This window comes from Methylophaga thalassica, from assembly GCF_030159795.1.
Lineage (GTDB): Bacteria > Pseudomonadota > Gammaproteobacteria > Nitrosococcales > Methylophagaceae > Methylophaga > Methylophaga thalassica.
Map to the genome: position 1 here is coordinate 492575 of NZ_BSND01000013.1, position 11224 is coordinate 503798.

Below are 11224 nucleotides of genomic sequence, written 5' to 3' on the forward strand. Positions count from 1 at the left end.
GAAAAAAATCATTAAATACTTTGTTCCGTTTAAGTGACACGTTATTATGCCGTGATGATTAAAGTGATTCAGCGGTTTTTCCAGATTTGTTTATTTCAGGCAAGCCCAGCCGATATTCCGGCATCTTCAATATTACTGAACTTTAGCATTGTCACGTATTTTATCGTCGATGTGCTGGTTAGCCATATTGATCACAACTGGACGATTAGCTTGGTGGCGGCACTGGCTGATACTGCCATGCTGGTTATCGTTACCAAAGGCTTATTATCTATCCGCGGATTGCCTTCTCGCTTCGAGCAAACCTTAACGGCTATGGCAGGGACTGGTGCATTAATTGGCATGATTAGCTGGCCAGTCTTTGTATTATTTCGACAGGTAGAGCCTCATAGTCAGCTAACCAGTATTATCTTATTACTGGTACTTATTGTTATTTTCTGGAGTTTATTTGTTGTTGCACATATCTTCAGGTATGCACTTGATATCCGACCCGGTTTAGCAGCGGTTATAACGACGGTTTATACCATTGCTTCGTTGATTGTGGTTGGACTCACTATTTCAGGAGTTGCTTAATGCATATTCATATACTGGGGATTTGTGGCACGTTTATGGGTGGACTTGCCATTTTAGCCAGAGAGCTTGGCATGACAGTGAGTGGTTCAGATGCCAATGTGTATCCACCGATGAGTGATCAGCTTGCTGCCGCAGGCATTGATGTCAGGGAGGGATACAAATCTGAACATTTAGAGCCTGCCCCTGACTTAGTGGTGATGGGCAATGCCATGTCACGAGGTAATCCGGCTGTAGAGTATGTTTTAAATAAAGGTCTTCCCTATGTTTCTGGTCCACAGTGGCTGAATGAACATGTGCTGCAAGGGAAATGGGTGTTGGCTGTTTCTGGTACACATGGAAAAACAACCACCAGTAGTTTATTAGCTTGGATTCTCGAGCATGCCGATATGGCGCCTGGTTTCCTTATCGGCGGGGTGCCTGATAATTTTGGGGAAACAGCAAGACTCGGTAAAACGCCCTTTTTTGTAATTGAGGCAGATGAGTACGATACGGCGTTTTTTGATAAGCGTTCTAAATTTGTCCATTACATGCCCAGAACGTTGATTATTAATAATCTTGAATTTGACCATGCTGATATTTTTGATGATTTGGCCGCTATTCAAAAACAGTTTCATCATTTAGTTCGGACTGTGCCTGAGCAAGGTTTGATTCTTGCGCCACAAGAGAAAGCAATTGAGCATGTCTTCAATATGGGCTGTTGGACGCCACGCCAAACACTGGGCGCTGATGGGGATTGGCAAGCGACATTATTGAAGAATGATGGTAGCGAGTTTGAAGTACGCCATGGTGAAGCCACTGGCCGCGTTGTATGGGATATGCTCGGTCAGCATAATGTGAGTAATGCCCTTGCGGCAATAGCGGCAGCTCATCATGTGGGTGTCACGCTTGAACATGCCTGTGAAGCTTTATCAGTGTTTGCCGGTGTTAAACGACGGCTGGAGCTGAAAGGCGAAATTAATAATATTCGAGTGTATGATGATTTTGCTCATCACCCAACAGCCATTGCCACCACTATTGCTGGATTAAGAGCCAAAGTAGGAAACCGTCGGCTGATTGCTGTGCTTGAGCCTCGCTCGAATACCATGAAAATGGGCGTGCATCAGGAGACATTGGCTCAGTCTTTAATTCAGGCAGACAGAGTGTTATTGCTTCAGGATGCTGATTTGAAATGGTCACTAAAACAAGTCACAGAAACACTGGGCGATCATGTCAGTGTATTTGATTCTGTCGACGCTATTGTTAAAACAATTAGCAATGAAGCACAGTCTGGTGATGAAATTTTAGTGATGAGTAATGGTGGTTTTGGTGGTATTCATCAGCGGATTTTAGAGGCGATTGCCTAATTATGTTAGATCAGCAGCAGATCGCATTAGCCATTACAGGCGCTTCAGGTGCACCTTATGCAAAGCGTTTACTGGAGGTGCTGTTACAACAAGGTCTCACTGTGCATTTAATGATTTCCACTGCAGGCAGAATCGTGCTTGCTGATGAGCTTGATTGGAAATTACCGGCGCGGGCGAGTGATGTTCAAACGAAATTAGTTCAAGAGCTTAACTGCCACCCTGAACAATTACTGGTGTATGGTGAACAGCAATGGTCATCACCATTGGCAAGCGGATCTCATCGCGTGCCAACCATGATTGTGTGTCCATGTACCATGGGGAGCTTATCGGCTATCGCCTGCGGGCAGAGTGATAATTTGATAAACCGCGCTGCCGACGTCATGCTCAAAGAAGATCGCAAATTGATCGTAGTGCCGAGGGAAGCACCATTTTCAGTGATTCATCTGGAAAATATGCTGAAGCTTGCTAAGCTTGGCGTGTGTATTTTACCTCCCAATCCCGGCTTTTATTTTAATCCTACATCCTTGAATGAATTGGTCGACTTTGTTGTCGCTCGGATACTGGATCAGGCGAAAATAGAACATAATCTGATGCCTCGTTGGGGAGACTGATGTGCTATTCGGGATTCCCTCGTAACTCACGTATAATAGGGCTCAAATTTAACGCCACTCAGGAAAACCATGTCAGATATTGAAATTGCCCAACAAGCTTCAATGCAGGAAGTCACTAGTCTCGCTGAGGAAAAGCTTGGTCTTGCCTCACATCATATTGACCCGTATGGACGTTTCAAAGCCAAAGTCTCTTTGGAAGTAATGGATGATATGGCATCGAAAGCGGATGGCAAGTTGATTTTAGTGACAGCCATTAGCCCGACGCCGGCAGGTGAGGGCAAAACCACTACAACCATTGGCTTGAGTGATGCGCTTAACCGAATTGGCAAAAAATCGATTGTCTGCGTGCGCGAACCATCAATGGGACCGTGTTTTGGTATGAAAGGTGGGGCCGCCGGTGGCGGTTATGCGCAGGTCGTGCCGATGGAAGATATTAATCTTCACTTTACCGGCGATCTACATGCGATTGCCTCAGCGCATAATTTATTATCAGCAATGATTGATAACCATATTCATCATGGCAATGCACTGCAGTTAGATGCTAGACGTATTGTCTGGCAACGAGTGATGGACATGAATGATCGTGCGCTGCGGGACATCGTCGTTGGTATGGGTGGCCCTGCTAACGGTTATTTACGTGAAGAGCGTTTTGATATTGTGGTGGCCTCAGAAGTGATGGCCATTTTTTGTTTGTCCAATTCTTTACAGGAATTGAAGCAACGTCTTGGCGAAATTTTAATCGCTTATTCGGTAGATGGGACGCCTCGTTATGCCCGTGACATTATGGCGCATGGTGCGATGGCGGCTTTATTGAAAGAAGCGATTAAGCCGAACCTGGTTCAGACTTTGGAAAATAACCCGGCCTTTGTACACGGCGGGCCTTTTGCCAATATCGCGCATGGCTGTAATTCTGTCATCTCAACCAAGATGGCACTAAAACTGGGTGATTATGTTGTCACTGAAGCCGGGTTTGGTGCTGATTTAGGTGCAGAAAAATTCATTAATATTAAGTGCCGTAAAGCGGGAATTAAACCGGATATGGCTGTGGTTGTCGCCACAGTAAAAGCCCTGAAATATCACGGTGGTCTGGAACTGAAAGAGCTGGCTGCTGAAAATCTTAATGCACTGAATACGGGATTGGCTAATTTAAAACGTCACCTAAGCAATCTACAAAACGAGTTCGGCTTGCGTTGTATTGTCGCCATCAATCATTTTGTCAATGATAGCGATGCTGAGATTGAATTGATTAAAACCGCGGTGAAAGAGATGGGGGCAGAGGCTATTCTTGCTCGCCATTGGGCCGAAGGTGGTGCTGGTGCTGAAGCATTAGCACAGCGTGTGGTTGAAATGCTGGATGCTGATGCTAAGCCTTGTCAGTTGTTATACCCGGATAGCTTGCCTCTTTGGGACAAAATCAACGAAGTCGCTAAACGTTTATATGGTACCGGTCAGGTCGTAGCTGATAAAAAAGTGATGGATAAGATCGCCATGCTGAATGAGCAGCACGGGGATATTCCGGTTTGTATGGCAAAAACACCGTATTCCTTTAGCAGTGACCCGAGCTTACGTGGCACAGCTGAGAATCATACGCTAACCATTCGTGATGTTCGTCTGTCAAACGGTGCAGGTTTTCTGGTGGTGCTTTGTGGTGATGTGATGACGATGCCTGGATTACCAAAACATCCTGCAGCAGAGCGGATTGATATTGATGAGAACGGTTCAATCGTTGGCTTATTCTAATTTAGTTCTAGGTTGGGGTAAGAGAGAAGAACCCAATAAATAGTTTCTTGATTTAAAGTCACACGCTCCCGCTGTGGCGTGTGACTATAGAAATAATAGTAGATTAAAGGTTAAAGCTGGCTTGGGAAAATCAGTTCAATCCACGAGATTTCTTGATGAGATCATAAGCCAGCTGAATTTCTTTTGCTTGCTCAGTTGCAACAGCAATCATATCTTCAGGTACACCTTGACCCATTAATTTATCAGGATGGTATTGGCTCATTAATTTGCGATAAGCGCGTTTAATTTCCTGATTGGAACTCTGTTCTGTTACGCCCAGTGCCTTATAGGCTTCCGCAAGATCATTCACTGACGAGCGATGCTGGCCAGATGAATATTGTTGTTGATAGCCGCTTGAAAAATTAGCCTGACTTAACACCATATCGAGGATTCGATTAAACTCTGCTCGGCTATAACCCAGTTGTGATGAAACCTGTTCCAGAATCTGTCTTTCTTGTGGGTCGAGTTTACCATCAGCCAAAGCCATCACTGTCAGATAGACCAGTAAGACTTGTTTTAGATTAAAGGTGTTGCCGCAGTGCTGTTTAAATTTCGTCACTGTTTCGTTGATATCAAAGTCGGGTTCAGCGCCACGTTTGAACTGACGAATAGCTTCTTGTCTGTGCTCACCAGACATGCCCATTTTTTTGATAAAGGCTTCAACATGGTCGATTTCAATTTGACTGATACGGCCATCAGCTTTTGCTAATTTCCCCATCAATACAAAGACTGTTTCCAGGAAGACGGCTTGACGAGTTTGGTTGGTAAAAGGATTCGCGCCACCAAGTCCATAAGCCCGTACACGATCAGCAAAACCACCAAATATAAGCCCTATCAGGGCACCAAAAATACCCAGAATCAGTAAACCAACACTCATGGTGCTTAATAATAAGAAGCCTAAAATCAGGCCTATCCACTTAAACATAACGATTAACTTTTCTTTGAAATACTAAAATAAATGAGGCCAAGCCCCCATAAACCAAACACCCAGCTGAGAATTGGGAGGCCGGCAAACATCGTCGTCGCATAACCATCAAGCCCGGTAATCACTGCGGCACCAACCAGGAAAGCAGCGCCGGCTGTAACAGCGGCACTACGGTAGCTGGCTTGCTTGATTTCTTTACGTAATTGCTGAATATCGGCTGATGCTAAATTTACGTTGAATTGACCTTCCTGAGCACGTTTGCTCAAGTCATATAATAGACGTGGCATTTCAGGTAAGGTTTCAGCCCAATGTGGCGCTTCTTGTTGTAATGTTCTTAAAGCGGCTTGCCAGCCCATTTTTTCTTTCATCCATGTTTCTAAAATCGGTTTGGCTGTTTTCCAGAGATCCAGATCGGGATAGAGGTCACGGCCCAAGCCTTCAATATTGAGTAGGGTTTTTTGTAGTAAAACCAGTTGTGGCTGGACTTCCATATTGAAACGACGCGCTGTTTGAAACAGTCTTAATAACAACTGTCCGAAAGAAATTTCTTTTAGTGGCCTTGCGAAAATAGGCTCACAAACACTGCGTATAGCGGCTTCAAACTCATCCAAGCGTGTGTCAGCTGGCACCCAACCAGATTGCACATGTAACTCTGCCACACGACGATAATCATGATTAAAAAAGGCAAGAAAGTTTTCTGCGAGATAACGCTGATCATCTGGTGACAAGGTTCCCATAATGCCGAAATCGACAGCCACATATTTCGGTTTTTTTGGATCATGAATATCCACCATGATATTGCCGGGATGCATATCGGCATGGAAAAAACTATGTTTGAAGACTTGGGTGAAAAATATTTCAACGCCCATTTCTGCGAGCTTAGCCATATCCACCCCTTTGGCAATCAAACCTTCAGTATCGCTAATAGGGGTGCCATAGATACGTTCTTGAACCAGAATATTGGGTTTTGTCAGTTTCCAATATATCTTCGGCACGTAGAGTAAAGTGGTGCCTTCAAAATTACGCTGTAGTTGTGATGCCGAGGATGCTTCACGCAGCATGTCGAGTTCATCAAACAGGTTCTTTTCCAGCTCAGCAACGATTTCTCTCGGACGTAGGCGTTTGCCTTCAGACCAATATCGTTCGGCGAAGGATGCCAGAGTATATAACAAGGCAATATCACGTTTAATAATAGGTTCTATGCCGGGACGTACCAGCTTTATTACAACTTGTTCACCATTTTTCAAGGTCGCGGCATGGACTTGTGCAATAGAGGCTGAGGCAAGAGGCTCTGGTTCAATATGAGCGAATAATTCATTCAGTGATTCTGCTTCATACGCTTTATCGATGAGTTGTTTGGCTTGTTCCGCAGGAAAGGGGGCAACCTGATCCTGTAATTTGGCCAGTGAGTTGGCAATATCCGGTGGCAGCAGATCCCGGCGAGTGGAAAGCACCTGACCAAATTTGACAAAAATAGGGCCTAAGTCTTGTAGCGCCAGTCTTAATCTTTCGCCTCTGGGAAGTGTCGATTGTTTATTGCGCCAGCGATGAGGAGATAAAAAACTGAAATATCGAAGTGGACGTAACAGATGAATCGCTTTTATCACTTCGTCCAGGCGATGTTTTGCCAGGACATGATTGATTTGAATCAGTCTGGATAACTGATTAGCCTTCATTAATGGCTCCTTACATGGATATAGCTGAGGTCAATGCTCAAGTGCGTCAATGATGTGTTTCCAGGCGGTTTATACGTGCCTCAAGCCTATCAATATCTGCCTTGATCTTATCTACATCACTCATGAAATCGTCGATTTGAATCTTGTCTGGCAAGATGTGAGCTTCTTCTCTCAGGTATTCAGAAAGTGACATCGATAAGGAGCGTTGGGTCGCATTTAGCCATGAAAAACCTTGTTTGATGGCATAATTTAGCGGCTGAGCAATCACGTCCCCTGTGACATTGGCAATTTGCTGTTCCCAGTCAAAGTCAAACCCGTCGAGAACGTCTTGCAACTGTTTGGCAAATTGTACATTCCCATGGATATGTATCTCATTGGAGAACAAGTGCTCTGGGTGTTTGGCCAGCTTCAGCAGACTTATCGCATTAGCGGTGATTAATAAATCCGCATTTTCTTCATCATTATGAGTCAGCTTGATTGCTGACTGATGAAATGAGACGTGTAAATATTGCTGCCAGTCCTGAATATGAATCACGATCACACGATTTTCAAAAGTATTAAGCCGTTCGCGCGTTTCAGGGTCCTGTTTCAATGCCTGATTAACAGCCAATTCGATTGGACGTAATAAAATGGCCATGAGTCTAGAATTTATAACCGCGATGAAGTGAGACGATACCGGCGGTCATATTGTGATATTCACAACGTTCAAAACCGACATCCGTCATCATCTGTTTTAAGGTTTCCTGATCCGGATGCATACGGATGGATTCAGCCAGATAGCGATAGCTGTCTTCGTCCCCAGTAAAAATTTTGCCCAGCTGCGGCAGAATCTTAAATGAATAAGCATCATAAATCGGTGCCATCCACTCAGCTGGCTTGGAAAACTCTAAGACCATCAGTTGGCCGCCTGGCTTGAGTACACGAAACATTGATGCCAGTGCTTTATCTTTATCCGTGACATTACGTAAACCAAAAGCAATGGTAATACAGTTGAAACTGTTGTCAGGAAACGGCAGGGCTTCAGCATTGGCCTGAACGTATTCAATATTCCCAACAATGCCGTCATCCGTCAGGCGGTCACGACCAACATTAAGCATAGACGCATTGATATCAGCTAATACAACTTTGCCTGTATCACCTACCAGTTTTGAAAACTGTCGGGTCAGATCGCCTGTACCGCCGGCAATATCCAATACGGTTGCCCCACGACGAACACCACTGTTCATGATGGTAAAGTGCTTCCAGAAGCGATGAATACCGAGCGACATTAAGTCGTTCATCAGATCATATTTACCTGCAACCGAGTGAAAAACCTCGGCGACATGTTTGGCTTTTTCGGCCGTGGGTACTTCTTTATAACCGAAATGGGTGGTGTCTTTGGCTTCCATAACTTGACCTATTACTGTTGGCGCTGATAACCGGCTTTCTGAAGTCGGTTAAGGTAGTCTTGCCATAAAGAATCCTGATGGATGGCAAGTTCGTACAAATAGTCCCATGTGAAAAGACCACTGTCATGTCCGTCATCAAAAAACAATTTGAGTGCATAATGACCAACAGGCTCTATTTTATCGAGACCGACGTTTTCTTTATGTGTCTGCAAAACTTCCTGTCCGGGACCATGCCCACGAACCTCTGCTGAAGGTGAGTGGACACGGAGATATTCTGCTGACAAACGATACTGCTTATCACCATAGCTCAGAGATAGACACTTGGATTGTTTGTGTAACGTAATCTCTGTTGGTAGTGGTATTTCTGCCATCAAGAATGCCTTATAGGATATAACGTGATAAATCTTCGTCTTCAGCAACCACGGAAAGTTGCTCATTGACATAGTCTTTATCGACGGTGACAGAGAGATTTTCTTCGCTGCCAGCTTCATATGAAATCTGTTCTAACAACTTTTCTAGCATGGTATGTAAACGGCGGGCACCAATGTTTTCTGTCTTTTCATTGACTTCCCATGCCAGCTCAGCAATGCGCTCAATACCGTCGTCGGTGAAGCTCAACTCAACCCCTTCTGTTGCCAGAAGCGCAATATATTGCTCCGTCAGAGAAGCGTCAGGCTCAGTCAAAATGCGAACAAAATCGGCAGAGGAAAGCGCATCCAGTTCAACGCGAATAGGTAAGCGACCTTGCAGTTCAGGTATTAAGTCGGAGGGTTTGCTTAAGTGGAATGCACCTGATGCGATAAACAGAATATGGTCGGTTTTGATCATGCCATATTTGGTCGAAACAGTGCTTCCCTCTACCAGAGGTAAAAGGTCACGTTGCACACCAGCACGAGATACATCTGCATTGTTACTGCTTTCACCTCGACCGGTAATCTTATCGATTTCATCCAGAAAAACGATGCCATTTTGTTCAACACTGTCTAACACTTTGGCTTTCAATTCTTCTTCATTGATAAGTTTCAGTGCTTCTTCTTCAGACAGCAGTCGCATGGCATGAGCGACAGTAATTTTGCGCATACTTTTACGTTGTGAGCCCATACTCTGAAACATTTCTTGTAACTGGCTGGTCATTTCTTCCATGCCTGGAGGCGACATGATTTCAACGCCGACGTTAGGGGCATTCAGTTCCAGTTCTATCTCACGATCGTCAAGTTTTCCCTCACGCAGCATTTTGCGGAAACGTTGCCGAGTGGTGGATTCATCTTCTGTTTCAACATCGCGGGCAGGGCGAAGCAGGGCATTCAGAATACGTTCTTCAGCGGCATCTTCTGCTTTGTTCTTTACCGATGATATCGCCTCTTCACGCAGCATTTTCATGGCTGTTTCAGCAAGATCACGAATGATTGATTCGACATCACGGCCTACATAACCCACTTCAGTAAATTTGGTGGCTTCTACCTTAATGAATGGCGCATTAGCTAAAGCGGCGAGTCTTCGGGCGATCTCTGTTTTACCGACGCCAGTGGGACCAATCATAAGAATATTTTTAGGAGTCACTTCATGTTGAAGTGCAGCATCGAGCTGCTTACGACGCCAGCGGTTACGGAGTGCAATGGCGACGGCTTTTTTAGCTGCCTGTTGTCCAATGATGCGTTTATCGAGTTCGTTAACAATTTGTTTCGGAGTTAATGATTGCATGATAGATATCAGTTTGAGTCCAGAGTTTCGATTGTAAGGTTGTGATTGGTATAGATGCAGATGTCAGCGGCAATATTCAAGCCTTTTTCCACAATTTCTCTGGCGCTGAGAGCCGTATTTTGTAACAAAGCGGTTGCTGCGGCCTGAGCAAAAGGGCCACCAGAGCCAATAGCAATAAGGCCATGCTCTGGTTCAATGACGTCACCATTACCAGAAATAATTAGGGAAGCTTCTCTATCTGCAACAGCAAGTAAGGCTTCAAGTCGACGCATCATTCTGTCTGTGCGCCAATCTTTGGCAAGTTCAAGCGCACTGCGCGTCAGATTGCCCTGATGCTTTTCTAATTTTGCTTCAAACCGTTCAAATAGTGTGAAAGCATCCGCTGTGCCACCGGCGAAACCAGCAATGACTTTACCGTGATATAACCGTCGGACTTTGCGCGCATTACCTTTCATTATTGTGTTGCCAAGACTGACTTGCCCATCACCACCAATGACGACCTGACCGTCACGGCGATACGAAAGGATGGTCGTACCGCGGTACTGCTCCATAAATGTCTCCTGTTTTGTAAAAATTAATACAGATTTATATCGGCTAATAATATACTATTACGGCTTTCATACTTCAGTTAATCACACTACAGATTTAGCCAAGCTAATCACTCAGACCTCAGCTAATCGAGAATTACTGATTTAAGTGTTGACATTAGTGTGAGTTTTACGGAAAATGCCACGTCTTTAGTGGAGGGGTTCCCGAGCGGCCAAAGGGATCAGACTGTAAATCTGACGGTTCTACCTTCGAAGGTTCGAATCCTTCCCCCTCCACCATTAAATAAACAAGATGACTGAATTGCGGGTGTAGTTCAATGGTAGAACTCCAGCCTTCCAAGCTGATCACGTGGGTTCGATTCCCATCACCCGCTCCATTTTTGATTGGAAGAATTTAGGCCCGCATAGCTCAGTCGGTAGAGCGCATCCATGGTAAGGATGAGGTCATCAGTTCGATTCTGATTGCGGGCTCCACAATTTGTCTTAGGCAGGGGGTTCCTGCCTGTTTTGATTTTTTGGCTCAATAAAATTTAGTGCCGGGGATACTACTCATGTCTAAAGCAAAATTTGAACGTTCTAAACCCCACGTCAACGTGGGCACCATAGGTCACGTTGACCATGGTAAAACTACGCTGACAGCGGCGATCACCAAAGTGTTGGGTGAATTAAGTGGTGGTGAATTC

General features: G+C 44.8%; 12 protein-coding genes and 3 tRNA genes. 8 read left to right on the top strand and 7 right to left on the bottom strand.

Annotated features, from left to right (window positions below; translation table 11 throughout):
• Positions 1–33 precede the first annotated feature (33 nt).
• The 4 genes from QQL60_RS15170 (at position 34) to QQL60_RS15185 (ending at position 4264) form a co-directional block, all read left to right on the top strand.
• Complete coding sequence (locus tag QQL60_RS15170) at positions 34–570, top strand: hypothetical protein (protein WP_284723772.1); 537 nt, start codon at positions 34–36, stop codon at positions 568–570.
• The gene (gene mpl, locus QQL60_RS15175; protein WP_284723773.1) at positions 570–1913 is read left to right on the top strand and encodes a UDP-N-acetylmuramate:L-alanyl-gamma-D-glutamyl-meso-diaminopimelate ligase; all 1344 of its coding nucleotides are present in this window, start codon (positions 570–572) and stop codon (positions 1911–1913) included. Before QQL60_RS15170 ends, mpl begins: the two co-directional genes overlap by 1 nt.
• Before the next feature lie 2 nt (positions 1914–1915).
• On the top strand, positions 1916–2524 hold the full coding sequence (locus QQL60_RS15180; protein ID WP_284723774.1) for a UbiX family flavin prenyltransferase: 609 nt from the start codon (positions 1916–1918) through the stop codon (positions 2522–2524).
• A gap of 69 nt (positions 2525–2593) precedes the next feature.
• The gene (locus tag QQL60_RS15185) at positions 2594–4264 is read left to right on the top strand and encodes a formate--tetrahydrofolate ligase (protein WP_284723775.1); all 1671 of its coding nucleotides are present in this window, start codon (positions 2594–2596) and stop codon (positions 4262–4264) included.
• 130 nt (positions 4265–4394) lie between these two features.
• Here the strand turns inward: QQL60_RS15185 and djlA are convergent, their stop codons facing one another.
• Genes djlA through hslV form a run of 7 tightly spaced genes read right to left on the bottom strand, consistent with a single transcriptional unit; the run spans position 4395 to position 10544 of the window.
• Entirely contained in the window at positions 4395–5228 is an 834-nt protein-coding gene (gene djlA / locus QQL60_RS15190; RefSeq protein WP_007144652.1) for a co-chaperone DjlA, read from the bottom strand.
• Between the two features lie 5 nt (positions 5229–5233).
• The gene (ubiB, locus tag QQL60_RS15195; protein ID WP_007144653.1) at positions 5234–6904 is read right to left on the bottom strand and encodes a ubiquinone biosynthesis regulatory protein kinase UbiB; all 1671 of its coding nucleotides are present in this window, start codon (positions 6902–6904) and stop codon (positions 5234–5236) included.
• A 46-nt stretch (positions 6905–6950) separates the two neighbouring features.
• Positions 6951–7541 carry a ubiquinone biosynthesis accessory factor UbiJ gene (locus QQL60_RS15200; RefSeq protein ID WP_007144654.1) on the bottom strand — a complete coding sequence of 197 codons (591 nt, stop codon included), beginning with the start codon at positions 7539–7541 and terminating at the stop codon, positions 6951–6953.
• Between the two features lie 4 nt (positions 7542–7545).
• Entirely contained in the window at positions 7546–8292 is a 747-nt protein-coding gene (ubiE, locus tag QQL60_RS15205; protein ID WP_007144655.1) for a bifunctional demethylmenaquinone methyltransferase/2-methoxy-6-polyprenyl-1,4-benzoquinol methylase UbiE, read from the bottom strand.
• Between the two features lie 11 nt (positions 8293–8303).
• On the bottom strand, positions 8304–8663 hold the full coding sequence (locus tag QQL60_RS15210; RefSeq protein WP_192807080.1) for a gamma-butyrobetaine hydroxylase family protein: 360 nt from the start codon (positions 8661–8663) through the stop codon (positions 8304–8306).
• Between the two features lie 10 nt (positions 8664–8673).
• On the bottom strand, positions 8674–9993 hold the full coding sequence (hslU, locus tag QQL60_RS15215; protein WP_007144657.1) for an ATP-dependent protease ATPase subunit HslU: 1320 nt from the start codon (positions 9991–9993) through the stop codon (positions 8674–8676).
• 8 nt (positions 9994–10001) lie between these two features.
• A complete protein-coding gene (gene hslV / locus QQL60_RS15220; RefSeq protein WP_007144658.1) occupies positions 10002–10544 on the bottom strand; it encodes an ATP-dependent protease subunit HslV in 543 nt (180 codons plus the stop codon).
• 191 nt (positions 10545–10735) lie between these two features.
• Between hslV and QQL60_RS15225 the strand changes: the two genes are divergently transcribed.
• From QQL60_RS15225 to QQL60_RS15240, 4 genes are all read left to right on the top strand, one after another.
• Positions 10736–10820 (top strand) — tRNA-Tyr (locus QQL60_RS15225).
• A 24-nt stretch (positions 10821–10844) separates the two neighbouring features.
• Positions 10845–10918 (top strand) — tRNA-Gly (locus QQL60_RS15230).
• A 21-nt stretch (positions 10919–10939) separates the two neighbouring features.
• Positions 10940–11015: transfer RNA gene (locus QQL60_RS15235), tRNA-Thr, on the top strand.
• A 77-nt stretch (positions 11016–11092) separates the two neighbouring features.
• A partial coding sequence (locus QQL60_RS15240; protein ID WP_284723781.1) for a GTP-binding protein occupies positions 11093–11224 on the top strand: 132 nt, incomplete at its 3' end.

Coding starts and splice junctions, on each gene's coding strand:
- mpl (WP_284723773.1), top strand. CDS start 570: ATGCATATTCATATACTGGGGATTTGTGGCACGTTTATGGGTGGACTT.
- QQL60_RS15180 (WP_284723774.1), top strand. CDS start 1,916: ATGTTAGATCAGCAGCAGATCGCATTAGCCATTACAGGCGCTTCAGGT.
- QQL60_RS15185 (WP_284723775.1), top strand. CDS start 2,594: ATGTCAGATATTGAAATTGCCCAACAAGCTTCAATGCAGGAAGTCACT.
- djlA (WP_007144652.1), bottom strand. CDS start 5,228: ATGTTTAAGTGGATAGGCCTGATTTTAGGCTTCTTATTATTAAGCACC.
- ubiB (WP_007144653.1), bottom strand. CDS start 6,904: ATGAAGGCTAATCAGTTATCCAGACTGATTCAAATCAATCATGTCCTG.
- QQL60_RS15200 (WP_007144654.1), bottom strand. CDS start 7,541: ATGGCCATTTTATTACGTCCAATCGAATTGGCTGTTAATCAGGCATTG.
- ubiE (WP_007144655.1), bottom strand. CDS start 8,292: ATGGAAGCCAAAGACACCACCCATTTCGGTTATAAAGAAGTACCCACG.
- QQL60_RS15210 (WP_192807080.1), bottom strand. CDS start 8,663: ATGGCAGAAATACCACTACCAACAGAGATTACGTTACACAAACAATCC.
- hslU (WP_007144657.1), bottom strand. CDS start 9,993: ATGCAATCATTAACTCCGAAACAAATTGTTAACGAACTCGATAAACGC.
- hslV (WP_007144658.1), bottom strand. CDS start 10,544: ATGGAGCAGTACCGCGGTACGACCATCCTTTCGTATCGCCGTGACGGT.